Source organism: Microbacterium sp. NPDC055683, from assembly GCF_053617895.1.
In genome coordinates this window covers 12512-36732 of sequence record NZ_JBSHGQ010000008.1, presented here as the reverse complement: position 1 = coordinate 36732, position 24221 = coordinate 12512, and the positions used below count along the sequence as shown (strand labels likewise).

Here is a 24221-nt window from a genome sequence, read left to right as displayed (position 1 = left end):
GCCGAGCGGATGGCCGCACCTCACAGATCCGTGACGATCTCGCTGTGGACGTCGTCAGAGCGCGCGGCGCCCGCCCGCGGCGGCGGTGGGAGACTGGAGCGGTGACTCCGATCGACCAGGTTGCCCCCTCCCTGCTCGGGGCCCTGGACCGCGCCGAGCGCGGCGAGCGGCTCGACGTCGACGACGCCCACGCCCTCTTGCAGGCGGAGGGCGACGACCTGTCCGCCCTGCTGCGGACGGCCTCCCGCGTGCGCGACGAGGGCCTCGCTCTCGCCGGCCGATCCGGCGTCCTCACCTACTCGCGCAAGGTGTTCATCCCCCTGACGACGCTGTGCCGCGACCGCTGCCACTACTGCGTCTTCGTCGACACCCCCGGCCAGCTGCTCAAGAAGCGCAAGCCGGCCTACATGTCGCCGGAGCAGGTGCTCGCCGTCGCCCGGCAGGGTCAGGCGCTCGGCTGCAAGGAGGCGCTGCTCACGCTCGGCGACCGTCCGGAGGCGCGCTGGCCCGAGGCCCGAGCCTGGCTCGACGCGCACGGCTACGCGTCGACGCTCGAGTACGTCGGCGCGATGGCCCGGCTCATCGTCGACGAGACGGGGCTGCTGCCGCACCTGAACCCCGGCGTCATGAGCCCGGAGGAGCTCGCCGCGCTCCGCCCCGTCGCCCCGTCCATGGGCGTCATGCTCGAGACGACGTCGCGCGCCCTCTTCACCGAGCAGGGCGGCGTGCACTACGGCTCCCCCGACAAGGACCCCGCCGTCCGCCTCGCGCTCCTCGAGAACGCGGGGCGCGCCCGGATCCCGTTCACATCGGGCATCCTCGTCGGCATCGGCGAGACGCTGCGCGACCGCGCCGAGTCGATCGTCGCGCTGCGCGACGTGCACGAGCGGCACGGGAACGTGCAGGAGGTCATCGTGCAGAACTTCCGCGCGAAGCCGCGCACCGCGATGCGGGATGCGCCCGACGCGGGCCTGCGCGAGTACGTCGCCGCGGTCGCCGTCGCGCGGCTCGTGCTCGGTCCGCGCATGCGCGTCCAGGTGCCGCCCAACCTCTCCGACCCGCAGGAGTTCGATCTGCTCGTGCAGGCCGGCGCCGACGACTGGGGCGGGGTGTCGCCCCTCACCGCCGACCATGTGAACCCCGAGCGGCCGTGGCCCCACCTCGACGATCTCGCCGCCCGCACGGCCGAGCTCGGCTTCACCCTGCGCGAACGGCTCACGGCGCATCCCGAGTTCGTCGACGACGGATGGCTCGACCCGGCCATCCGAGACGCCACGCGCGCGCTCGCAGGACCCGACGGCCTCGCCCGCACGGCGGCCGACGGCGGCCTCGTGCGGCCGGAGGGGCGAGCGCCGTCGGGCGTCGCCTCACCCGCGCCGAGCGACCTGGGCGTGTCGCTCTCGGCGCCGGGAGGCCTCATCGCCGCCGTCCTCGAACGCGCGGCGCAGGACCCGGCCTCGCTCGACGACGCCGAGTGGGGGCGCCTGCTCGTCGCGACGGGCGACGAGCTCGACGCCCTCGCGCAGACGGCCGACGACGTCCGCCGCTACACGGTCGGCGAGTCGGTCGGCGTCGTCGCGAACCGCAACGTCGCCTCGAGCGGATTCCGCGCGGCGGGGGCCGGTGCCGACGACGAGTACGATCTCGCGCTCCTCGGCGACATCGCCCGCGACGCGGTCGACCTCGGCCTCACCGAGATATGCGTGCAGGGGCTCGTCGCACCCGGCGAGCGCCCGGAGGCGTATCTCGACATCGCGCGCACGCTCGCGCAGGCGGCCCCGGCCATCCATCTGCACGCGTTCCGACCGCAGGATGTCGCCGATCTCGCCGACCGCACGGGGCTCGGCCTCGACGGCGCGCTGCAGGCCATGCGCGAGGCGGGCGTCGGCACCGTCCCCGGCACCGGGGTCAAGGTGCTGAGCGAGCGCGTCCGCCGCGAGATCGCGCCCGGCGACCTCGAGATCGACCGCTGGATCGAGGGCATCACCGCAGCGCACCGCGCCGGGTTCCGGTCGACGTCGGTGCTCTTCTACGGGCATGTCGAGACGGCCGCCGAGCGCATCGCCCACCTGCGGACGCTCCTCGCGATCCAGCGCGAGACGGGCGGCTTCACCGAGTTCGTGCCCATCCCGCTGCCCGGCGGCGGCCGTCCCCTGGTGCCGGGCCGCAGCGCGCTCGACGAGCACCGCGCCATGGTCGCGGTGTCGCGTCTCCTGCTCACGGGCGCCATCGCGCACATCCAGATCCCGTGGACGCGCCACGGCGTCGAGACGACGATCGAGCTGCTGCGCGCGGGTGGCGACGACCTCGGCGGCACGCTCCTCGACGGTCGCGTCGCGCCGAGGGCCGGTGTGGAGGCGGGGCTCGAGCTGCCCCTGGACGCGGCACGCGGCATCGCCACGCGCCTGTTCCGCTCGTTCCGGCAGCGCACGACGACCTACGGCGACGTCGCAGGCGGCCGCGCGTGAGCCGCGTCGTCGTCGTGGGGGCGGGGTTCGCGGGCATCGCCGCGGCACTCGCGCTGAAGGCCCGCGGCGAGCGCGACGTCGTCGTGATCGAGCGCAGCGACGGCGTCGGCGGCACGTGGCGCGACAACGTCTACCCCGGGGTCGCGTGCGACGTGCCCTCGCACCTCTACGGGCTCTCGACGCACCCGTGGTCGGGCTGGTCGCGCGTGTTCGCACCGGGCGAGGAGATCCGCAGCTACCTCCAGCGCATCGCGCACGACGAGGGGTTCGACATCCGGTTCGGCACGGCGCTCGTCGACGCCCGATGGGACGACGACGGCTGGGTCGTGCGGACGAGCGGACACACCGCAGGAGATCCGCAGCGCGTCGGGGCCGGGAACCGGTTCCAGGCTGCCGCAGCGGCTGGATCTCCTGCCGTGTGCTCGGACGAGCTGCGCGCCGACCACCTGGTGCTCGCGTGCGGGCGGCTCACCGAGCCGCGCATCCCCGAGCTGTCGGGGCTCGAGACCTTCGACGGCCCGATCCTCCACTCCGCCCGCTGGGATCCGTCGCTCGACCTCGCCGGCCGCCGCATCGCTGTCGTCGGCACGGGCGCGAGCGCCGTGCAGCTCGTGCCGCGGCTGGCCGCCGCCGGCGCCGAGGTGGTGCTCTTCCAGCGGACGCCCGCGTGGATCGTCCCCAAGGAGGACCGCGCGTACACGCCGCAGGAACAGGCCGAGCTGGCCGACCCGCTGGTCGCCGCCGCGCTCCGGGCGCGCCTGCACGACGAGGGCGAGGCGCGGTTCGCCTCGCGGTCGGGCGACCCCCGCGCCGCCGCGGAGGCGGAGGCGGTCGCGCGCGCGCATCTCGTCCGGCAGGTCGCCGACCCCGCGCTCCGCGCCGCGCTCTCACCGGGCTACGCGTTCGGCTGCAAACGCGTGCTGCTGAGCGACGACTTCTATCCCGCTGTCGCATCCGACGCCGTCGACCTCGTGCCGTCGGCCCTCGCCGGGATCGACGACGGGGTGCTCGTCGCTGCGGACGGATCACGGCACCGCGCCGACGTGCTCGTGCTGGCGACGGGCTTCGCGTCGACGCGGCAGCCGTACGCGCGCCTCGTCACGGGCGAGCACGGCACCACGCTCGACGCGCACTGGGCCGACGGGATGACCTCGGTGGGGTCGACGCTCGTGCACGGCTTCCCGAACCTGTTCGTGCTGGGCGGCCCCAACGCGGCGCTCGGCCACACCTCCGCCGTGCTCGTGCTCGAGGAGCAGGCGGCGTTCGCGGCCGCGCTCATCGCCGACGGCGCGGATGTGCGCGTGACGGCGGAGGCCGAGGCCGCGTACACGCGCGAGATCGTCGACCGCTCCGCGCGCACCCCCTGGGTCGCCGGCGGCTGCGACAACTGGTACGTCGATTCCCGGAGCGGCCGGCTCACGCTGCTGTGGCCGGGAACCGTCGCCGCCTTCCGCGAGCGTCTCGCCCTGGTCGCGCACGACGTGCGCCGGCCATCCCTCACCCCAGAAGGAGCACTGCCATGACCATCCCCTTCCGGTTCGGATACAAGGCGTCGTCCGAGCAGTTCGGCCCGAGCGAGCTGCTCGACTACGCCGTGCTCGCGGAGGAGGTCGGCTTCGACTCCGTGTTCCTCAGCGACCACCTGCAGCCGTGGATGCACGACGGCGGGCATGCACCGGCCGCCCTCCCGTGGCTCGGCGCGGCCGCCGAGCGCACGTCGCGCGTGCTGCTCGGCACCTCGGTGCTCACGCCGACGTTCCGGTACCACCCCGGCGTCGTCGCCCAGGCCTTCGGCACGCTCGGCGCGATGCACCCCGGCCGCTTCATCCTCGGCGTGGGGACGGGCGAGGCGCTCAACGAGGTGACGCTGGGCCTGGAGTGGCCGGAGCCCCCGGAGCGCTTCCAGCGCATGAAGGAGGCGATCGGGCTCATCCGCCGCCTGTGGACCGACGACCGTGTGACGTTCGACGGCGCGTACTACTCGGTGCGGAACGCGACGATCTACGACCGCCCCGACGAGCTCGTCCCGATCTACATCGGCGCGTCTGGGCCCGCCGCGACCCGGCTCGCGGGGCGCATCGCCGACGGCTACATCACGACGAGCGGCAAGGACCCGTCGCTGTACACCGACACGCTGCTCCCGGCGTTCGACGACGGCCTCGCGAAGGCGGGACGCACGCGCGACGACGTCGACACCCTCATGGAGGTGAAGGTGTCGTTCCGCCGCGACCGCGCCCAGGCGCTCGAGAACACACGCTTCTGGGCGCCCCTCGCGCTGAAGCCGGAGGAGAAGATGGGCGTCGACGACCCGCTCGAGATGCAGCGTCTCGCCGAGGAGCTGCCCGTCGAGCGGGCGGCGTCGCGCTTCATCGTGTCCGACGACGTCGACGAGCACCTCGCCGCCATCCGCGCGAACATCGAGCTCGGCTTCCGCCACCTCGTCTTCCACGACCCGGGACACGACCAGGAGGCGTTCTTGCGGCTCTACGGCGAAGAGGTGCTGCCGCGCCTGCGCGCCGAGTACGGCGCGTGACGGCGGCCTGGCACGTCGTCGTCCCCGTCAAGCCGGCCGCCGTCGGCAAGTCGCGGCTCGGCGGGAGCGGGCGCGCCGTCCTCGCGGAGGCCATCGCGCGCGACACCGTCGAGGCCGCGTGCCGAGCGGCGCGCGTCGCCGAGGTGGTCGTCGTGACGGCGGATGGCGCGTGGGCCGACGACCCGGCCTCCCGCGTCCGCGTCGTACACGAGACGGCGCCCGCGGGACTCGGCCCCGCCATCCGCGCGGGGCTCGCGGCGGTGGCAGCCGACCGGCCGCGCGCCGTGCTGCTCGGCGACCTGCCGGCGCTGCGGCCGGCCGATCTCGACGCGGCGCTCGGGCTCGCCGAGGCGGTGACACTCGGGCTCGTCCCGGATGCCGAGGGCACGGGGTCGACGCTCGTCACGGCGCGCGGGGGAGCGGCGCTGGAGCCCGCGTTCGGCCCCGGCTCGGCCGCCCGCCACCGTGCGGCGGGCTTCGTCGAGCTCGACATCGCCGCGACGTCGACGCTGCGCCGCGACGTCGACACGCTCGCGCAGCTCGACGCCGCGGCCGCGCTCGGGCTGGGGCCCCGCACAGCGGCGCTCGGGCTGGGGCCCTGTACAGCGGCGCTCGGCCCAGGTCGCAGTTCACGGCCCGAACCCGGCCCCTGAGGACGGGAACTGCGACCCGAGCGAGTGGGGTTCCTCCCCCAGGTCGCCGTTCGCGGCCCGTCCGGGCGCCCTGAGGACGGAAACCGCCACCTGGAGATCACCGCGGCAGGCTCCCGCGCGCGCCGAGGGCCGCCTCCCCCGTGTTCGCCGCCCGGCCGGACAGGTGCCCCGACGCGAAGCCGCGTCCATCCGCGCTGCGCCGCGACCGTGCCGTGGTCGTCGCGAGCGTGTCGACGTAGGCGTCGACGCTGGCCCTGCGCGAAGCGAGCACGAGCTCGGTGCCCGTTCCCGCTTCCTCCACGACGACTCGGCGGTTCTCGCGGATGCGCGCGGCCGCGCCGACGCCGAACCCGAGGATGAATCCCCTGCGCGCGCGACGCCGCTCGCTCTCGCTCGCCCATCTCCAGGCGTCGCGCTCGCGAGACCACCAGCGGCGCATCGCGACGAGCGCCTGCACGCGCAGACTCTCGATGAGGACGAGCGCCTGCTGCACGTCGGACGAGAACCCGACGAGGTACAGGATGGCGCCGGCACCGGTCGGTCCCGCCTGCAGCGGCCGGAGCGTGCCGAGCGCATCGGCGACGATCGTGCCGAGGTCGCGCAGCTCCCGCGCGTACGCGCCCGTCGAGAGCATCCGCTCCATCACGACGGATTCCTGCGAGCGGCCCTCGCGCGCCCGCCGGGCGTCGATCCGCGCCCGGTCGATGCCGTACTTCACCATGAGACGCTCGGCGTGCTCTGTGAGCGCTTCGGCCTCCTCGGGCGTCGTGCTCTCGGCCTTCGCAAGCAGTTTGGCGATGAGATCCAGCTTGTGGTCGGACATGTCTCCTCCTCGATCGGATTCGACGATCCTCCGCGCGACCACCCCCGCCACGCGGTCCGCGGGAGCCGGATGGGGATGACGAGCGGCGACCCGAGTTCTGTGCACGGGACGTTCCGTCGCCCATGTCGCAGTTCGCGTCCCCAACCCCGTCCCGAGGACGGAAACCGCCACCCGGACAAACACCCCACCCGCCCAGGTCGCAGTTCACGGCCCCAACGGCCGCCCTGGGGACGGAACCTGCAACGCGGACACGAATCCCCGCCACCCAGGACGCAGTTCACGTCCCGAAACCCGCCCCGAGGACGGAAACCGGCACCCGGACAAACACCCCACCCGCCCAGGTCGCAGTTCACGGCCCGAAACCCGCCCCCAAGGACCGAAACCGCAACCCGGACAAACAACCCACCCGCCCAGGTCGCAGTTCGCGTCCCCAACGGCCACCCTGGGGACGGAAACCGCCACCCGGACGAGGAGCCCCGGCCGAGGAGCGCCGGACGAGGAGCCCCGAGCGAGGGGCCGGGGGGACCGCGGGGCGCCGCCGACGAGGGGCCGGGGGGACCGCGGGGCGCCGCCGACGAGGCGCCCTGCGGGATGTGTCAGGCGGTCGCGGCGGCCGCGGCTCGCGCGGCGGCGGGGAGGGCGTCGACGATGCGACCGACGGCCTCGTCGTCGTGCGCAGCGGTGAGGAACCACGCCTCGTACACGCTCGGCGGCAGCGAGACGCCCGCATCGAGCAGCGCGTGGAAGAACGGCGTGTAGCGGAACGCCTCCTGCGTCTTCGCCGTCGCGTAGTCGCGCGGGGCCTCCGGCAGGAAGGCGAGCCCGAAGAGGCTGCCCGCGCGCGGCACGGCGTGGACGACACCCTCCGCCGTGAGCGCCGCATCGAGCGCGTCGGCGACCGCGGACGCCGCGGCGTCGACGGCGGCGTAGACCTCCGGCGTGGCGAGGCGGAGCGTCGCGAGACCCGCGGCGACCGACAGCGGATTGCCCGACAGCGTGCCCGCCTGGTACACCGGTCCGACGGGCGCGAGCTGGTCCATGACGGCGCGCTTGCCGCCCAGCGCGGCCAGCGGCATCCCGCCGCCCACGACCTTGCCGAACGTGAGGATGTCGGGCTCGAACGCCTCGCCCGCCTCGACCTGCAGACCCCAGTGGCCGGCAGGGTGCACGCGGAATCCCGTCAGCACCTCGTCGAGGATGAGCAGGGCCCCCGCCTCGTGCGCGATCCGCGCGAGCGCGGCGTTGAAGCCGGGTTCCGGACGGACGACGCCCATGTTGGCGGGAGCGGCCTCCACGATGATCGCCGCGATCTCGTGCCCGCGCGCCGCGAAGATCTCGCGCACGGCCTCGAGGTCGCCGTACGGCGCGACGAGGGTCTGGGCGGCGATGGCGGCGGGCACGCCCGCCGTTCCGGGCAGCGCGAGCGTCGCGACGCCCGAGCCCGCTGCCGCGAGCAGGCCGTCGGAGTGCCCGTGGTAGTTGCCGTCGAACTTGACGAGCAGGTCGCGCCCCGTGACGCCGCGCGCGAGTCGGATGGCCGTCATCGTCGCCTCGGTTCCCGTCGACACGAGGCGCACCTGCTCGACGGGGCGGAGCCCGCCCGCCTGCACGCGGCCGGCGATGAGCTCCGCGAGCTCCACCTCGCCCTCCGTCGGCGCCCCGAACGACAGTCCGCGCGCCGCCGCCTCCTGCACGGCGGCGACGACCTCGGGATGGGCGTGGCCGAGCAGCGCGGGGCCCCACGAGGCGACGAGGTCCACGTACTCCCGGCCCGCGGCATCCGTCACGTACGCGCCGCGCGCCGACGCGAGGAAGCGCGGCGTCCCCCCGACCGAGCCGTAGGCGCGGACCGGCGAGTTGACCCCGCCGGGGATCACGTCGCGGGCGTGGGCGAACAGGGCGTCGTTCCGGTCGGTCATGCGTCCATTCTCCCGCGCCGCGGATGGGCGTCGCGTGCGAGCGGCGGCGCGGCCCCGTGGATCGTGCTGCTCAGGGCCGTTCGCGCAGCCAGCCCGCGGCCTCGACCGCCCAGTAGGTCAGGATCGCGTCGGCGCCGGCGCGGCGGATGCCCAGGAGCGACTCCTCGATGGCGCCCCTGCGGTCGATCCAGCCGTTCGCGCTCGCGGCCTCGATCATGGCGTACTCGCCCGACACCTGGTACGCCCACACCGGCACGTCGACCGCGGCGCGCACGTCGGCGAGCACGTCGAGGTACGGCAGTGCGGGCTTCACCATGACGATGTCGGCGCCCTCCTCGACGTCGAGCACGGCCTCGCGGATGCCCTCGCGCGCGTTCCCCGGGTCCATCTGGTAGGTGCGGCGGTCGCCCTTCAGCTGCGAGTCGACGGCCTCGCGGAAGGGTCCGTAGAAGGCGCCGGCGTACTTCGCCGAGTACGCCAGGATGATCGTGTCGGAGAACCCCTCGTCGTCGAGCGCCGTGCGCACAGCCTCCACCTGGCCGTCCATCATGCCCGACAGGCCCAAGAGAGCCGCCCCGGCACGCGCCTGCGCGACGCCCATCGCGGCGTAGCGCTCGAGGGTCGCGTCGTTGTCGACGGCGCCCGACGGCGTCAGCACGCCGCAGTGGCCGTGATCGGTGAACTCGTCGAGGCAGAGGTCGGTCTGCACGACGAGCGCGTCGCCGACCTCCGCGGCGACGGCGGCCGCCGCGACGTTGAGGATGCCGTCGGGGTCGTCGGCGCCCGAGCCGACGGCGTCGCGCACGGCGGGCACGCCGAACAGCATGATGCCGCCGACACCCGCCTCGGCGGCGTCGGCCGCGGCGCGGCGCAGCGAGTCGAGCGTGTGCTGGCGCACACCGGGCATCGAGGAGATGTCGATCGGCTCCCGGATCCCCTCCCGCACGAAGGCGGGCAGCACGAGCTGCGACGGCACGAGCTGCGTCTCGCGCACGAGCCGGCGGACGGCGGGCGACTGCCGCAGGCGGCGCGGGCGGTGCACGGGGAAGCTCACGACCGACCCCCCGGGATCCGGATGACCGCGGTGGGCGTGGTGGGCGGAACGGCGCGCGCGGCGTCAGACGGCGGCGGCACGGGGATGGCCGCGAGCGAGACGATGAGCGACTCGATCGTCTGCTTGGGGGCGACGAGCTGGATGGGGAGACCCACGGCATCCGCATCGCGCGCCGTACGAGGGCCGATGGCCGCGATCACGGTCTCGTCGGGGATGTCGGGGAACTGCTCGCGCACCTGCTGCGCGACGGATCCGCTCGTGACGAGGATGGCGTTGATGCGGCCGTTCAGGACGTCGCGGTGCGCGCGCTCCGTCGCGGGGACGCCGACGGTGCGGTACGCCACGATGCTGTGGACGTCGTGGCCCGCCGAGATGAGCGCGTCGGTGAGGACGGGCTTCGCGATCTCGCTGCGCAGCGTGAGGATGCGGCGCGGCTCCGGCTCGAGGGCGAGCAGCTGCCGCGCGAGTCCGGCCGCGGAGTTGTCGGTGTCCGGGACGAGGTCGACGCGGTAGCCGACCGCCTGCAGCGCCGTGGCCGTCGTCTCGCCCACCGCGGCGACCTTCGTGCCGTCGGGGATCTTCGCACCGTAGGAGTAGAGCACGTCGACCGTCGTGGCGCTCGTGATCGTCAGCCAGTCGAACGCGCCGTCGGCGAGCTCGCGCAGCGCCTGCTCGAGCGCGGCGAGGTCTTCGGTGGGAGCGAAGTTGATGAGCGGGGCGATCACCGGCACCGCGCCGTCGGAGCGCAGCCGCGCCGCGACGCTGTCGCCCCAGGGTCCGCCGCGCGGCACGAGCACGCGCCATCCGGCGAGGGGCTTTCCGGTCATGGTTTCCACTGGCTTCGTCATGAGGTGGTCGAGGGGGACACGAGGTCGGACGCCCCTCGGTCGAGAAGCCGACCGGCGACAACGGTGCCGATCGCGCTGGCTCGCTCGGGGACGACGCGCCGGGCAGAGTCGGCACCATCGCCACTGCCCTGCGGACGAATATACTCCTCCCCCACGGTCTCGTCGTGGTCGACGACGATCTCGTCGCCCGGGCGGGCACCGTACACCGCAGCACGCACGCGCAGACGCCCGTCGACGACGTCGGCGTGCACGCCCACGGGCGCGTGGCATCCGGCCTCGACGCCGGCGAGGATGGTCCGCTCGACCGTGACGGCGAAGCGCGTCGCGGGGTCGTCAAGCGAGCGGATGGCCGCGAGCAGCTCGTCGTCGACGTCGTCCCGCGTCTCGACCGCGAGCGACCCCTGGCCTGCCGCCGTCGGCCAGGCCGCGAGATCCTGCGGCTCGAGACGCAGGTCGATGTCGGCTCCGAGCCGCGACAGCCCCGCCGCGGCGAGCACGATCGCGTCGAGCTCGCCGTCGCGCACGCGCTGCATGCGCGAGTCGACGTTGCCGCGCAGATCGTGCACCGAGACATCCGCGTTCGCCCGGTTCACCTGCGCGATGCGCCGGGGCGACCCCGTGCCGATGCGGCTCCCGGCCGCGAGCGCCGAGAGCGGGGTGCCGTCGCGGGTGAGCACGACGTCTCGGGCATCGGCCCTGACCGGCGTCGCCGCGAGCAGCAGGCCGGGGGCGTCGGCCGTGGGGAGATCCTTGAGCGAGTGCACGAGCAGGTCGCACCCTCCCGCGAGGAGCGCCTCGCGCAGGCGCGTCGCGAACACGCCCGTGCCCCCGAGCTGCGACAGCGACGCGCGCGACGTGTCGCCCTCGGAGACGATCTGCACGAGCTCGACGGGGCGTCCTGCCACGCGCTCGAGCGCGGCGGCGAACTGCCCCGACTGCGCCATCGCGAGCGCGCTCCGGCGCGTGCCGAGGCGGATGGCGCCGGCCGTCACTGCAGCACCTCGGGGACGGCGGACGCGGGGATCCGACGACCCGTGTAGAACGGCACCTCCTCGCGCACGTGACGGCGGGCATCCGTGTAGCGAAGCTCGCGCATCATGTCGACGAGCTCCGTCAGCTCGTCCGACTCCATGGGGAGCATCCACTCGTAGTCGCCGAGCGAGAACGAGGCCATCGTGTTGGCGACGACGCCCGTGAAGGCGGCGCCCTTGCGGCCGTGGTCGGCGAGCATGGCGCGGCGCTCGTCCTCCGGGAGGAGGTACCACTCGTGACTGCGGACGAACGGGTACACCGTGAGCCATCCCTTCGCGGGGATGCCCCGGAGGTAGCCGGGCACGTGCCGCTTGTTGAACTCCGCGTCGCGGTGCACGGCCATGGCGTGCCAGGTCGGGAGCAGGTTCTTCAGGAGCTCGGTGCGGCGCAGCCGGCGGACGGCACGCTGCAGGTCCTCCGCGACCGCGCCGTGCAGCCAGATCATGAGGTCGGCGTCTGCCCGCAGCCCGCTGACGTCGTAGAACCCGCGGATGGTGATGCCCTCGCCCTCGAGGAGCGCGACGATGTCTTCGAGCTCCGTGGCGTCGCCCTCCGTGACCGGGTTGTGCGGATCGCGCCGCCACACGGTCCAGAGGCTGTAGTTGTCGCCGGTCGTCTCGGGTGCGTCAGACATGCCTCCATCATGCGCCTGCGCGCCGGGAGGCGGAAATCCGGTCGCGACCCCGTCAGCGGGCGATGAGGCGAGCTGCTCCCCAGATGGCGAAGCCGATCGCGGCAGCGGCACCCGCCGCCGCCGCTGCCGCTGCGACCGGGCTCTTCTGCGCGAAGGCGCGCGCCTTCACGGCACCGCGCTGCGTCGCCTCGGCGGCGCGGCGCGGCAGGTTGCCCTTGATCTCGATGGCGGCCAGCGCCGCCTTCAGTTCGGCGCGTGCGAGCTCCACGGGGTCGGAGATCCCGCTCGGCACGACGGTCTTGGGGTGCGGGGCCTCAGAACTCATCGGCGACCTCCTTGACGATGTTGACGTCGGTCTTCGCGGCCTTCACGGGATTCTCGCTGCGCGAGAGGTGACGGAACCGCAGGATGCCGAGCAGCACGGCGACGACGGCGAGCACGAGCCCGATGCCGAACACGATGAGCGCGGACGCCCACACCGGGAGCCACAGCGCCAGCAGCGCGACCACGAAGGCGAGGAAGGCGGGAATGGCCCAGAACACGAAGAAGAGCGCCACGAGCATGAAGCCCGTGCCGATCCCGGCGTCCTTGGCGGCCTGGATGGCCCACTTCTTCGCCGCGTTGACCTCGGCGACGACGAGGTTGCGGACGAGCTCCGGGACGTCGCCGATGAGCGAGAACAGGCTGTCGTCCGCGCGGTCGCGCAGCGGCGAGGGCCCGGGCATCAGCGCGCGGCCTTCTTCTGCTCGTCCGCGGCCTTCTTCACGTCGCCCGCGGCATCGCCGGTCTCGTCGAGGGCGGCGTCGAGACGCTGACCGGGCGTTCCGGGGGTGGTCGCGGCCTTGACGACCTTGATGGCGCCGTTCCAGGCGGCACGCGGCACGGCGAGGGCGCTCGACTTGGCGAGGTCCTTCGCCTTGGCGACCTGCTTCTGCACGACGGGCAGCTCCCAGACCTCCTCGGCCTTGTCCTTGATCTGCTCGTAGCGCTCGCGGCCGGCGCGCGTGCCCAGCACGTAGCCCACACCGAGGCCGATCACGAGTCCCAGCTTTCCACGCATCGGGTTCTCCTCACATCGTTTCGGGTGTTGCTCCGCGTCCACAGTAGCTTTCGTATGCCGTTTTCGGCATCCACCTTGTCACGGAGCGGCCCCGGGTGTATCCCGGCACCTCAGGAGAAGAGCGCCCCGCGACGCAGTCGCTCGGCCTCGGCCGCGGCGTCCGGCACGACCTGCGCGAGGCCGGTCCCCGACAGCCAGGCTCCCACGGCGCCGAGCCCGTCGACGGCGCGGATGGCCGCACGGGCGTCGTCGGTGGCGGCACGCAGACCCAGCGTCGCTGCGGGCTGGGCCTGCGTGTAGCGGGCGCGAGCGGCCCCGCGCAGCGCCGACGCGGGGAGCGCGACGCCGAGGAGCGCCGACGCCTCGGAGAGCGCGAGCGCGGCGGCCGCGTCGTCGTCGAGCGCGGCCGTCGCGGGCGCCTCGCCCTGCGTGCCGAACGACACGCGCACGACATGGCGCCCGGCCGCCGCGTCGGCGACCCACTGCCACTTCGCCGTCGCGTGCGTGAGCGCCTTGGCCGTGTGCGACCCGGGCACCGTGAGCACCCCGGTGCCCCGAGGGCGCGCGTCGAGCTGCGGGGCATCGAGCACGAGCGTGACGATCTCGACCTCGGGCCCCGGCCGCGCCGGCGCCGCGGCGAGTCCGTCGGCGTGCGGAGCGATGAGCGAGCGCGCGGCGGCCTCCGAGGTCGCGACGACGACGAGCCCCGCGTCGAGGGGGGCGTCGTCGCCCGCGACGTGCACGCGCCATCCGCCGTCGGCGCGCTCGAGCGCGGTCGCCGCGACACCCGTGCGGATGTCGGCCCCGAGCACGGCGAGTCGGTCGACGAGCGCATCGGCGAGCCGGGCCATCCCGCCCCTGATGCCGAGGACGGCGCCTCCGGGCGCGGCCGTGCGCTCGCCGACCACGGCGGCGACGGCGGCCGTGAGCGACCCTGTGCGCGTGAGGGCGGCGTTGAGCCCGGGGGCGGCGACATCGGGGTCGATGTCGTCGGGATGCGCGGAGTACACACCCGACGTGACGGGCGCCACGAGGCGGTCGAGCGCCTTCGCGCCGAGCCGTGTCCGCACGAGGCGGCCGAGGCTGTGCGCGTGGCCGATCGTGAGCACGGGGCGGAGCCGGTCGAGGTAGGCGCGCCAGGCGCCACCCCACCCGAGGATGCGACGCACGTCGTCGGCGAAGGGGTTGGCGGGGATGCCGAGGACGCCGCCCTTCGGCAGCGGTGCCGCGCCGATGCCGGGGATCCCTGCCACCCACGCGCCGCCAGGGGCCGGCGCGACGACGTCGTCTCCGAGCCCGAGCTCCTCGACCAGCCGGCGCACCGCTCCCCCGCGGGTCGCGAAGCTCTCCGCGCCGAGATCGAGGACGACGCCGCCGACCTCGCCCGCACGAAGCACGCCGCCGGCTCGCTCGTCGGCCTCGAGCACCGTCACGCGCATGCCGACCTTCGCGCACTCGAGCGCGGCGACGAGCCCGGAGACGCCGCCCCCGACGACGACGACGTGCGTCCCGTTGGCGTGGGCGTAGAGCTCCTCGAGCGGCTCGGTCACGGGTCTCCCTCAGGCTGCGTGGACGAGTCCGACGATGCGCGTGAGCACGTCGGGGTCGGTCTCGGGCGGCACGCCGTGGCCGAGGTTGACGATGTGCGCGCGGGCCGCGCGGCCCCGCGCGAGGACGTCCCGCACATGCGCTTCGAGCACCTCCCACGGCGCGGTGAGCAGAGCAGGATCGATGTTGCCCTGCACCGTCGTGCCGGGTCCGACGACGGCCGCCGCCTCGTCGAGCGGCACGCGCCAGTCGACGCCCACCGCAGACGCGGCGCCGTCCAGGCGCATGTCGGCGAGGACGGGCCCCGTGCCGACGCCGAAGTGGATGACGGGCACGTCGACGCCGGCGACGGCGGCCGACGAGTGCGGGGCGACGAAGGCGCGGAAGTCGGCGGGGGCGAGCGAACCGGCCCACGAGTCGAACAGCTGCACGGCGGCCGCGCCCGCCTCCACCTGCGCGGAGAGGAAGGCGCGCGAGACCCGCGCGAGCCATCCGGCCAGGGCATGCCACGCCGCGGGGTCCGCGTGCATCATGGCGCGGGCGCGCAGGTGCTCCTTCGAGGGGCCGCCCTCGACGAGGTACGCCGCGAGGGTGAAAGGGGCTCCCGCGAAGCCGATGAGGGGCGTGCCGGTTCCGTCGAGCTCGGCGACGACGGCGCGCACGGCCTCGCGGACGGGGTCAGCGGCCGCCGCGACCTCGGCGGGATCGATGGCGACGATGCGGTCGACGTCGGCGCGGGTGCGCACGGGGTCGGCGAACACGGGGCCGCGGCCCGGCTCGATCTCGACCCCGATGCCGGCGAGCCGGAGCGGGACGACGATGTCGCTGAAGAAGATCCCGGCGTCCACGCCGTGGCGGCGCACGGGCTGCAGCGTGATCTCTGCGGCGAGGTCAGGGGTCAGGCATGCGTCGAGCATGCGCGTGCCGACCCGCAGCTCCCGGTACTCGGGGAGCGATCGCCCGGCTTGGCGCATGAACCACACGGGGGTCCGCTCTGGTCGGTCGCCGCGCAGGGCGCGCAGCAGCGGCGCGTCGGAGGAAGGCATGCGGCCATCCTCCCACCCGCCGACTGGGAAGACGGAAAGTGCAGGTTAGGCATGCCTTCCCCGAGTCTGGACGTCGCCTGCGCGCACTTTTACGAGGAGTAGAATGACGATGTGCTGTTCTGCCTGTCCGCGAGTCACAAGACCGCCCCGTTCACCCTCCTCGAACGGCTGAGCACGCACACCACCGACATCGCTCCGATCATCCAGGGTCACGCCGACGGCGTCCGCGGCACCGTCGTGCTGTCGACCTGCAACCGGTTCGAGGCGTACATCGACATCGACGAGACGTCGCCGCAGGCCGCACGCGAGGCGGGTCTCGCGGCGGCTCGCGTCGCCATCGAGGAGGCGACGGGCGTCACGGCCGACGATCTCGAGGGCTCGTACGAGCTCGCCTCGGGCGGGGATGTCGCCGCGCACCTCTTCTCCGTCGCCTCCGGGCTCGAGTCGGTCATCGTCGGCGAGGGAGAGATCGGGGGCCAGGTGCGCCGTGCGCTCGACGAGGCGCGTCGTCACGGGACCACGTCCAGCGAGCTGGAGCGCCTCTTCCAGCGCGCCACCGAGACGCAGAAGGGCGTCAAGAACAGCACGGCGCTCGGCCGCGCCGGCCGTTCGCTCGTGCGCCTCGCTCTCGACCTGGCCGGCAGCCGCATCGCCGACTGGACGACGCAGCGCACGCTGCTCGTCGGCACCGGCTCGTACGCGGCGGCGACCCTGGCCGCGCTGCGCGATCACGGCGTCGACGACATCGCGGTGCACTCCCCCTCCGGGCGCGGCTCCGCCTTCGCCGCGAAGCACGGCCTGCGCAGCGTCGACGGCGGCGCGTTCCCCGAGGCGCTTGCCGAGGCCGACCTCGTCATCACGTGCACCTCGCGCGAGGAGCCCGTCATCGACGGCGCCCTGCTGCGGGCGACCGGCACGGCGGATGCACTCATGGTGATCGACCTCGGCATGCCGCGCAACGTCGCCCCCGACGTCTCGGCCGTCGACGGCGTCACGCTTCTCGACCTCGAGACCATCCGCCTGCACGCGCCCCTCGAGGAGCTGCAGGCGACGGAGGCCGCGCGCGCGATCGTCGAGGACGCCGCCGCCCGGTTCCGGATGGCCGGGCGCCGTCAGAGCGCGCAGCCCGCGATCGTCGCGCTGCGCGAGCACATGTTCTCACTCACGCAGGCCGAGGTCGACCGGGCCCGCGGCCGGGGTGACGGCGCGCAGGTCGAGCAGGCGCTGCGGCATCTCGTGGGCGTGATGCTGCACACCCCCACCGCGCGGGCCGCGCAGCTCGCCGCGGACGGCCGCTCGGACGAGGTGTTCGACGCGCTGGAGACGCTGTTCGGCATCGACGCGCGGCCCGCTGTCGCGCCCGCCGATGCCGGTTCCGCCGCCGCCTGCCCCTTCACGGGCGAGGTCCGCGCGGGCTGAGCCGGCCCCGGCCATCCGCTGGCGCCTCCGGCGGACACACCGCAGGAGAACCACCGTGCGTGCTGCCGCCGGCCCGCGTGTTCCCGCGGCCCGGAACAAGGGTGCGGCCCGAATCTCCTGCACGGTGTCCCCCCACCTGCGACGATGGATCCATGGCGCTTCACATCACGGGCGACGAGACCGCCGACACCCTGCTGAGCGAGAACCCGCTCGCGCTCCTCATCGGGATGCTGCTCGACCAGCAGGTCGCCATGGAGACGGCGTTCGCCGGGCCCGAGAAGATCCGCGAGCGAGCGGGAGCGGTCGACGCCGCGGCGCTCGCCGGCTACGACCCCGAGGCTCTCGTCGAGGTGTTCCGCGAGACGCCTGCCGTGCACCGCTACCCCGGGTCGATGGGGGGGCGCGTGCAGCAGCTGTGCCGGGCGGTCGTCGATGACTGGGATGGCGATGCGGCGGCGATCTGGACGCGCGACGCCCCGTCGGGCCGCGAGGTGCTCAAGCGCCTGAAGGGCCTCCCCGGCTTCGGCGAGCAGAAGGCGAAGATCTTCCTCGCCCTGCTCGGCAAGCAGTACGGGTTCACGGGCGACGGATGGCGAGAGGCGTCGGCCCCGTATGGGGAGGACGGCTCCTTCCGCTCCGTCGCCGACATCACGAGCCCCGAGTCGCTCGCGAAGGTGCGCGAGCACAAGCGCGCGATGAAGGCCGCCGCGAAGAAGGGATGATCCGGATTCCCGCTCAGCGGGAGTCCTGACCGGCATACCGGAGCGGACCTGACACGATTCCGGGGCATCCGTCGTGCATCGGCGCACGATGGAGCGAATCGGAAGGGACGACGACGTCGATGACCGCCCCGCAGAGCCGCCGCTGGCTCGCCATCCTCTGCTTCCTCATCGTCGTGTTCGAGGGGTACGACATCGTCGCCCTCGGCGCGACCATCCCCGTGCTCACCGATCCCGCGATCGGCGGGTTCTCGGTCGACGAGATGAACATCGTCAACACCGTCTCGCTCGTCGGCGTCGGGCTCGGTGCCGCATCGATGGGCCGCATCGCCGACCGGTTCGGCCGACGCGCCCCGCTTCTCGTGGCGGTCGCCGTGTTCTCGGTCTTCACGCTCGCGTTCCCGCTCATGCCCGACGCCGCCCTCATGGGCCTCACCCGCTTCGTCGCGGGCCTCGGTCTCGGCGGCTGCATGCCCGTCGCGCTCGCCATGATGCAGGAGGCGGCGCCCGTCGGGCGCCGCGCGCTCGCCAACAACATCCCCATGATCGGCTACCACCTGGGCGCCGTGCTCGCGTCGCTCGCCGGCCGTTTCGCGGGCGCCGAGTGGTCACTGCTCTACTACCTCGGCGGCGGCCTCGGTCTCGTCCTGCTCGTCCTGCTCTGGATCGGCCTGCCCGAGACCGCACCAGCCGAGGAGCGGGCGCGTGGGCAGAAGACGTCGATGACCGACGTCCTGAAGCCCCGCTACCTGCGCTCCTCGATCGGCCTGTGGGTCGCGGCGTTCATGGGGCTCGTGCTCGTCTACGGCCTCAACGCCTGGCTTCCGAAGATCATGGGCGCAGCCGGCTACCCCGTCGCCGACTCGCTCATCATGCTGTTCGTGCTCAACCTCGGCGCGATCGCCGGGCTCGTCATCAGCGCGTTCGCCGCCGACGCGCGGGGCATCAAGGGCGTCGCGATGATCTGGTTCGCCGCGGCCGCGGCGCTGCTCGTCGTGCTGTCCATCCCCTTCGACGCGCAGGTGGCCCTCACGGCGGCGATCTTCATCACGGGCGTCTTCGTCTTCAGCGCCCAGACGCTCATGTACGCCTTCGCCGGCCACGTGTACCCCCGCAACCTCGTGGCGACCGGTATCGGCCTCACCTCGGGCATCGGGCGCTTCGGCGCCATCATCGGCCCGTGGGCGACCGGTGTCATGGTCGCCGCCGGCACCGCCTACCCGGGCGCGTTCTACCTCTACGCCGGTGCCGCTGTGCTGGCCGTGCTCGCCGTGGCGCAGATCCCGAACCCGAAGAAGGCGGCGCCCGTCGACGCGTGACATGCTCGGGTCATGAAGCCCTCCGGAGGAGACCCGTTCGCGTTCATCGCCGGCGTGCAGCCGGCGAGGAGGCGCGACGATGCGCTCGTCCTCGTCGACCTCATGCGGGAGGCGTCGGGTCGCGAGCCCGTGCTGTGGGGCACGATCGTCGGCTTCGGCGCGTGCCGCTATCGATACCCGACCGGCACGGAGGGCGAGAGCCCCCTGCTGTCGTTCGCGCCGCGGAAGGCGGCGACGACCCTCTACCTGCTCGACGGCGCCGGCGCCCACGCCGCGACGCTCGCGGACCTCGGTCCGCACACGACGGGCGCGGGATGCCTCTACCTCCCGCGGCTCGCCGAGGTCGACGTCGAGGTGCTGCGCGGCGTCCTGCGCCGATCGCTCGTCTGGGCGGAGGCGGGCGGCGCCGACGGGATGACCATCGAGGTCACGGCCTGAGACGCCGAGCGCCCCGCCCCGGATCTCCGGGGCGGGGCGCTCGGCGGACGGCGTCAGGCGCCGCGCAGACGCTCCGCGAGATAGGCGTGGAGCCCCGAGAGCGGGACGCGCTCCTGGCCCATCGTGTCGCGGTCGCGCACGGTGACGGCCTGGTCGTCGAGCGAGTCGAAGTCGACCGTGACGCAGAACGGCGTGCCGATCTCGTCCTGACGGCGGTAGCGCCGGCCGATCGCGCCGGCGTCGTCGAAGTCGACGTTCCACGAGGCGCGCAGGGTGTCGGCGACCTCGCGGGCGAGGGGCGAGAGGCGCTCGTTGCGCGACAGCGGCAGCACGGCGGCCTTCACGGGCGCGAGGCGGGGGTCGAGCTTCAGCACCGTGCGGGTGTCGACGCCGCCCTTCGCGTTCGGCACCTCCTCCTCGTGGTATGCGTCGACGAGGAACGCCATCATCGAGCGGGTGAGGCCGAACGAGGGCTCGATGACGTACGGCACGTACTTCTCGCCGGAGGCCTGGTCGAAGAACGCCAGGTTCGACCCCGAGTGCGCGATGTGGTTCGACAGGTCGAAGTCGGTGCGGTTGGCAATGCCCATGAGCTCGCCCCAGCCCTTGCCTGCGAAGCCGAAGTCGTACTCGACGTCGATCGTCCGGTCGGAGTAGTGCGCCCGCTCGCCGTCGGGCACGTCGAACTTGCGCATGTGCGCGGGGTCGATGCCGAGGTCGACGAACCAGTTCCAGCAGGCGTCGACCCAGTGCTCGAACCACTCCGGCGCCTCGGCGGGCGGAGTGAAGTACTCGATCTCCATCTGCTCGAACTCGCGCGTGCGGAAGATGAAGTTGCCCGGCGTGATCTCGTTGCGGAACGCCTTGCCGACCTGGCCCACGCCGAACGGCGGCTTCTTGCGGGCCGCCGTGACGACGTTGGCGAAGTTCACGAAGATGCCCTGCGCGGTCTCGGGGCGCAGGTAGTACAGCGACGACTCGTCGTCGACGACGCCGAGGTACGTCTTCACGAGACCCGAGAACGACTTCGGCTCGGTCCACTGGCCGCGCGTGCCGCAGTCGGGGCAGACGATGTCGGCCATCCCGTTCTCCGGCGCGCGGCCCTTCTTCGCCTCGTACGCCTCCACGAGGTGGTCCTCACGGTGGCGCTTGTGGCACTGCAGGCACTCGACGAGGGGGTCGGTGAACGTCGCGACGTGGCCCGACGCCTCCCACACCTTCGAGGGCAGGATGATCGACGAGTCGAGGCCGACCATGTCGCCGCGCCCGCGCACGAACGTCTGCCACCACTGGCGGCGGACGTTCTCCTTGAGCTCGGTGCCGAGGGGGCCGTAGTCCCACGCCGACCTCGACCCGCCGTAGATCTCGCCCGCTTGGAAGACGAACCCGCGATGACGGGCGAGGGCGATGACTTTGTCGAGGCGGGACTGCTCGGCCACGGTGGCTCCAATGGTCGGAAAGGGGGATGGCGATGCGCGGCCGCGCGAGGCGCGCGGGCATCGCCAGCAATCCTAGTCGTCGGCGCTCGGAGACGCGGGCGCGGGGCCGCGCCCGCGGGTGCGACGGATGGCCTCCGAGGTGTGCGCGAGCTGGTTCATGGCGAGCAGCACACGCGCCTGCGCCGCGGCCCCGCGGAGGAGCCCCCGCGCGACCGCGTCGCGCGATCCTTCGGGGTGGATGACGGCGATGTCTGCGGCCGCGAAGGGCGCGAGGGCACGCCCGTAGGCCGTGAGCGTCTCCGTCGAGAACGGCACGCCCGCGCGCACCGCGTCGTCGAGCGCGGAGGCGAGGGCGTCCCTGGCGATGCTCGCCGCATCCGGCCATCCCAGGTCGCGGATGACCGACCTCACGGGGCCGGAGTCGTCGCCGTCGCCGCCCGGTGCGAGCCCGACCGCGATGAGCTGGCACTCCTGCATGACGTCGAGGAGCGGGACGCCCGGGTCGTCGATGAGCGAGACGAGGCGGCGGATGCGCACGATGGGCAGGTCGAAGTCCTCGCGCAGCGTCCGGATGAGGGCGACCCGCTCCCGGTGCCGCTCGTCGTAGACGGCGGTGGTCTGGTTCCGCAGCGCTCCCGGCGGGAGGATGCCCTCGCGCATCCAGTACTTCAGCGTCGGGACGGACGCACCGCTCCTGAGCGACAGCTCGGAGAGCTTCATCGTGACTCCTCGGATCGATGCGGGCGCCTCCGCTATCCAGGATGCACCCATCGGATAGTGCCTCTATCTTTGCGCTATGGAGATCCACGCGCTGGCCATCCCTGTGCACGCCGTCGCGGCGTCGTTCGTCGTGCTGCTGGGCCCGGTCAACATCCTCCGGCGCCGCAGGGATGCCGCCCATCGCGTGATCGGGCGCACGTTCGTCGTGATGATGTACCTCGTGTGCGTGAGCGGCATGTTCATCTACTCGCTCAGCGGCGGACTGACGCTGTTCCACGCCCTCGCCGTGTTCACGTTCGCGACGACGACGCTCGGAGTGATCGCGATCCGACGTCGCCGCATCGCCTCCCACATCGGCAACATGGTGGGCTCGTGGGCGGGTGCGGTGGCGGCCGGCGCGTTCGCCGCGCTCGTGCCGGGACGCTACCTGCCGTCGCTGGCGATCTCCGACCCCGCCGCGCTCTGGGGAACCGCGGCGGCGGTCGCCGTGGCGGCGACCGCGTGGATCGTGGTCGTGCTGGTGCTCCTCGGCCGCGGGCAGCGGGCGCCGTCAGCCTCACCCCGCTGAGGCCGCCGCCGCGGCCGCGCGGGCGAGCCACGCGGGCGTGCCACCGGGACGCTGGGGCGGGATGAGGCGGCCCGCTTCGCAGTCCTCGACGAGCTGGCGCGCCCGGCGGTCGCGCGTCGCCTCCTGCTTCGCCGACACGATCCAGTGGCGCACCGCCCTGCGGTAGCCCGGCGTCGCGGCGGCGAGGAACGCGACGGCGGCGGGCGACGCGTCGATGACACGCTGCTGCGCCTCCGCGATCTCGACCTCAGGGTTCTCGTGCGAGTAGGTGCCGGAGCGCGCCTCGGTGCGGCGCTCGAACGCCGCGATGCCCGCCGGATGCATGCGTCCCTCCGCGAGCAGCCGCTCGACGTGGGCGATGTTGACGAGCGACCACGTGCTGCGTGCCGTGCGCGGCGTCCACCGCTGGCGGCGCGCGTCCGCGTCGACCGGCTGCGAGACGGAGTCGATCCATCCGAAGCAGAGCGCCTCGACGACGGCGTCCGCCCACGTCAGGCCGCGGTCGGCGACGTGGGCGAGCCGCAGGCCCATCCACAGCTCCGTCGCGGTGTCGTGGTTCTGCTCCAGCCACGCCCGGAACTCGGCCGCGTCGCGGAAGAACACGGCCGGCCGCTCGGCTGTCCCGCCGGGAGTGCCCGGCCCCTGCGTCGTCACGCGACCAGGATGGCACGGGCCGGCGACATCGCGCGGCGTCGCCGTGCGCGGCCGTCCCTCCCCGATGTCGGGCCCTGATGGCACGATGGGGCCATGACCTCGGCATCGTCGCCCCTCGTCGGCATCGTCTTCCGTCCGCAATCGCCGCCGGAGGAGCTCGTGGCCGTCGCGCGCGCGGTCGACGACGCGGGCGTCGCCGAGCTGTGGCTGTGGGAGGACTGCTTCCAGGAGGGCGGGCTCACGACATCCGCCGCGGCACTCGCGTCGACCTCGCGCGTCCGCGTCGGCATCGGTCTGCTGCCCGTGCCGCTGCGGAACCCCGCGCTCGCGGCGATGGAGATCGCGACGCTCGAGCGCCTCGCCCCCGGCCGCTTCGTGGCCGGGTTCGGGCACGGCGTGCTCGACTGGATGGGCCAGGTCGGCGCGCGCGTCGCCTCACCCCTCACACTGCTCCGCGAGTACGTGACGGCGGTGCGGACGCTGCTCGACGGCGACACGGTCGACGTCGCCGGCCGCTACGTGTCCCTCTCCGACGTGCGCCTCGGATGGCCGCCCGCGGCCGCGCCGGAGATCACGATCGGCGCGCGCGGGCCGAAGACGCTGCGGCTCGCGGGCGAGATCGGCGACTCCGTGCTGCTCGACACCGTCACGGGCGGGCAGACCGTGCGCGACGCCCGCGCGATCGTCGACGAGGGGCGCGCGGCGTCGGGGCGCCCCGGCCGCACCCTCGTGCGCACGTTCACCGAGATCGACCCGCGTGCGGGCGCCGTGGCGCAGCAGATCGCCGACCGCGTGGGCGAGCTGGCCGAGGCGGGCGCCGACGCCGTCGCCATCCAGGCCCCGGGCGACGCCCCTGATCCGCGGGCGTTCCTCGGCGCGATCGGCTGAGTCAGGCGAGTGCGCCGCCGCTGCCCTTGCTCAGCGGCCGCAGCGTCGACGGCGGCGGCCACGGCAGATCGATGAGACGGTACGGCACGTCGATGGCGCCGAAGTCGTCGGTCTTCACGACGACCCGCCCGGCCTCCACGGTGCCGTCGTCGCGGAGTCGATCGGGGGCGAACTCGACGAGCCTCACGCGGATGTCGCGCCCGTCGTCGCCCCGCAGCAGCCAGACGTCGGCCATCCACGAGAGCCCCTGCTCCTCGAGGAGCGCCTCCGCCTCATCCCAGTCCACGGGCCCGGTGAGGTCCGCGCCGAAGAGCGAGATCGCGACCCATCCCTCGTCGGCAGGACGCAGCCATCCCACCAGCTCGCGATCCGAGGCGCGGTGGTGCGGAATCCAGTCGGGGCCGATCATGCCTCCCACGGTACGCGGAGCCGGTGTCGG

General features: G+C 73.7%; 25 protein-coding genes. 10 read left to right on the top strand and 15 right to left on the bottom strand.

What is annotated here, in order from left to right:
• Positions 1-101 precede the first annotated feature (101 nt).
• The 4 genes from cofG to cofC are packed head-to-tail and all read left to right on the top strand — an operon-like array spanning position 102 to position 5654.
• Positions 102-2468: a 7,8-didemethyl-8-hydroxy-5-deazariboflavin synthase CofG gene (cofG, locus tag ACWGPF_RS05265; protein ID WP_452331822.1), complete on the top strand. Its 2367-nt coding sequence runs from the start codon at positions 102-104 to the stop codon at positions 2466-2468.
• Positions 2465-3991 carry a flavin-containing monooxygenase gene (locus tag ACWGPF_RS05260; protein ID WP_452331821.1) on the top strand — a complete coding sequence of 509 codons (1527 nt, stop codon included), beginning with the start codon at positions 2465-2467 and terminating at the stop codon, positions 3989-3991. The genes cofG and ACWGPF_RS05260 overlap by 4 nt, the downstream gene beginning before the upstream one ends.
• The gene (fgd, locus tag ACWGPF_RS05255; protein ID WP_452331820.1) at positions 3988-5001 is read left to right on the top strand and encodes a glucose-6-phosphate dehydrogenase (coenzyme-F420); all 1014 of its coding nucleotides are present in this window, start codon (positions 3988-3990) and stop codon (positions 4999-5001) included. Before ACWGPF_RS05260 ends, fgd begins: the two co-directional genes overlap by 4 nt.
• Positions 4998-5654, top strand: a complete 657-nt coding sequence (cofC, locus tag ACWGPF_RS05250) for a 2-phospho-L-lactate guanylyltransferase (protein ID WP_452331819.1) — start codon at positions 4998-5000, stop codon at positions 5652-5654. The genes fgd and cofC overlap by 4 nt, the downstream gene beginning before the upstream one ends.
• A 97-nt stretch (positions 5655-5751) precedes the next feature.
• On the opposite strand, the gene ACWGPF_RS05245 is transcribed toward cofC, so the two are convergent.
• The 11 genes from ACWGPF_RS05245 to hemE all read right to left on the bottom strand — a co-directional run bounded on the left by ACWGPF_RS05245 (position 5752) and on the right by hemE (position 15618).
• Positions 5752-6477 carry a DUF2786 domain-containing protein gene (locus ACWGPF_RS05245; RefSeq protein ID WP_452331818.1) on the bottom strand — a complete coding sequence of 242 codons (726 nt, stop codon included), beginning with the start codon at positions 6475-6477 and terminating at the stop codon, positions 5752-5754.
• Between the two features lie 596 nt (positions 6478-7073).
• Entirely contained in the window at positions 7074-8396 is a 1323-nt protein-coding gene (gene hemL / locus ACWGPF_RS05240; protein ID WP_452331817.1) for a glutamate-1-semialdehyde 2,1-aminomutase, read from the bottom strand.
• Positions 8397-8466: 70 nt separating this feature from the next.
• On the bottom strand, positions 8467-9450 hold the full coding sequence (hemB, locus tag ACWGPF_RS05235) for a porphobilinogen synthase (RefSeq protein WP_452331816.1): 984 nt from the start codon (positions 9448-9450) through the stop codon (positions 8467-8469).
• Positions 9447-10277, bottom strand: a complete 831-nt coding sequence (locus ACWGPF_RS05230; RefSeq protein WP_452331815.1) for a uroporphyrinogen-III synthase — start codon at positions 10275-10277, stop codon at positions 9447-9449. Before ACWGPF_RS05230 ends, hemB begins: the two co-directional genes overlap by 4 nt.
• 17 nt (positions 10278-10294) lie before the next feature.
• The gene (gene hemC, locus ACWGPF_RS05225; RefSeq protein WP_452331814.1) at positions 10295-11290 is read right to left on the bottom strand and encodes a hydroxymethylbilane synthase; all 996 of its coding nucleotides are present in this window, start codon (positions 11288-11290) and stop codon (positions 10295-10297) included.
• Entirely contained in the window at positions 11287-11964 is a 678-nt protein-coding gene (gene hemQ / locus ACWGPF_RS05220; RefSeq protein WP_345441184.1) for a hydrogen peroxide-dependent heme synthase, read from the bottom strand. The genes hemC and hemQ overlap by 4 nt, the downstream gene beginning before the upstream one ends.
• A gap of 52 nt (positions 11965-12016) precedes the next feature.
• Positions 12017-12289 (bottom strand): hypothetical protein, encoded by a 273-nt coding sequence (locus ACWGPF_RS05215; RefSeq protein ID WP_345441181.1) that lies wholly within the window; start codon positions 12287-12289, stop codon positions 12017-12019.
• Entirely contained in the window at positions 12279-12689 is a 411-nt protein-coding gene (locus ACWGPF_RS05210; protein WP_345441179.1) for a phage holin family protein, read from the bottom strand. The genes ACWGPF_RS05215 and ACWGPF_RS05210 overlap by 11 nt, the downstream gene beginning before the upstream one ends.
• The gene (locus tag ACWGPF_RS05205) at positions 12689-13024 is read right to left on the bottom strand and encodes a hypothetical protein (protein WP_345441176.1); all 336 of its coding nucleotides are present in this window, start codon (positions 13022-13024) and stop codon (positions 12689-12691) included. Before ACWGPF_RS05205 ends, ACWGPF_RS05210 begins: the two co-directional genes overlap by 1 nt.
• Positions 13025-13134: 110 nt before the next feature.
• Entirely contained in the window at positions 13135-14574 is a 1440-nt protein-coding gene (locus tag ACWGPF_RS05200; protein WP_452331813.1) for a protoporphyrinogen/coproporphyrinogen oxidase, read from the bottom strand.
• Positions 14575-14583: 9 nt separating this feature from the next.
• Entirely contained in the window at positions 14584-15618 is a 1035-nt protein-coding gene (gene hemE / locus ACWGPF_RS05195) for a uroporphyrinogen decarboxylase (RefSeq protein ID WP_452331812.1), read from the bottom strand.
• A 111-nt stretch (positions 15619-15729) separates the two neighbouring features.
• Here hemE and ACWGPF_RS05190 point away from each other — a divergent pair, with 111 nt between their 5' ends.
• From ACWGPF_RS05190 to ACWGPF_RS05175, 4 genes are all read left to right on the top strand, one after another.
• Complete coding sequence (locus ACWGPF_RS05190) at positions 15730-17037, top strand: glutamyl-tRNA reductase (protein WP_452331811.1); 1308 nt, start codon at positions 15730-15732, stop codon at positions 17035-17037.
• A gap of 152 nt (positions 17038-17189) precedes the next feature.
• The gene (locus ACWGPF_RS05185) at positions 17190-17759 is read left to right on the top strand and encodes an HhH-GPD-type base excision DNA repair protein (protein ID WP_452331810.1); all 570 of its coding nucleotides are present in this window, start codon (positions 17190-17192) and stop codon (positions 17757-17759) included.
• A gap of 119 nt (positions 17760-17878) precedes the next feature.
• On the top strand, positions 17879-19075 hold the full coding sequence (locus tag ACWGPF_RS05180) for an MFS transporter (RefSeq protein WP_452331809.1): 1197 nt from the start codon (positions 17879-17881) through the stop codon (positions 19073-19075).
• A gap of 12 nt (positions 19076-19087) precedes the next feature.
• Positions 19088-19513, top strand: coding sequence for a DUF1801 domain-containing protein (locus tag ACWGPF_RS05175; protein WP_452331808.1), 426 nt, complete (start codon positions 19088-19090; stop codon positions 19511-19513).
• A 53-nt stretch (positions 19514-19566) separates the two neighbouring features.
• On the opposite strand, the gene ACWGPF_RS05170 is transcribed toward ACWGPF_RS05175, so the two are convergent.
• Complete coding sequence (locus ACWGPF_RS05170) at positions 19567-20952, bottom strand: glycine--tRNA ligase (RefSeq protein WP_452331807.1); 1386 nt, start codon at positions 20950-20952, stop codon at positions 19567-19569.
• Positions 20953-21024: 72 nt separating this feature from the next.
• Complete coding sequence (locus ACWGPF_RS05165) at positions 21025-21672, bottom strand: MerR family transcriptional regulator (protein WP_452331806.1); 648 nt, start codon at positions 21670-21672, stop codon at positions 21025-21027.
• Positions 21673-21748: 76 nt separating this feature from the next.
• On the opposite strand from ACWGPF_RS05165, the gene ACWGPF_RS05160 reads away from it, so the two are divergent.
• Positions 21749-22240 (top strand): DUF2306 domain-containing protein, encoded by a 492-nt coding sequence (locus ACWGPF_RS05160; protein ID WP_345441149.1) that lies wholly within the window; start codon positions 21749-21751, stop codon positions 22238-22240.
• Here ACWGPF_RS05160 and ACWGPF_RS05155 read toward each other — a convergent pair.
• Positions 22229-22894, bottom strand: coding sequence for a YdeI/OmpD-associated family protein (locus tag ACWGPF_RS05155; RefSeq protein ID WP_452331805.1), 666 nt, complete (start codon positions 22892-22894; stop codon positions 22229-22231). The two genes, ACWGPF_RS05160 and ACWGPF_RS05155, sit on opposite strands and share 12 nt — an antisense overlap.
• Positions 22895-22987: 93 nt before the next feature.
• Between ACWGPF_RS05155 and ACWGPF_RS05150 the strand changes: the two genes are divergently transcribed.
• A complete protein-coding gene (locus ACWGPF_RS05150; RefSeq protein WP_452331804.1) occupies positions 22988-23782 on the top strand; it encodes an LLM class flavin-dependent oxidoreductase in 795 nt (264 codons plus the stop codon).
• 1 nt (position 23783) lies between these two features.
• Here the strand turns inward: ACWGPF_RS05150 and ACWGPF_RS05145 are convergent, their stop codons facing one another.
• Positions 23784-24191, bottom strand: coding sequence for a hypothetical protein (locus ACWGPF_RS05145; RefSeq protein ID WP_452331803.1), 408 nt, complete (start codon positions 24189-24191; stop codon positions 23784-23786).
• Between the last annotated feature and the right edge of the window lie 30 nt (positions 24192-24221).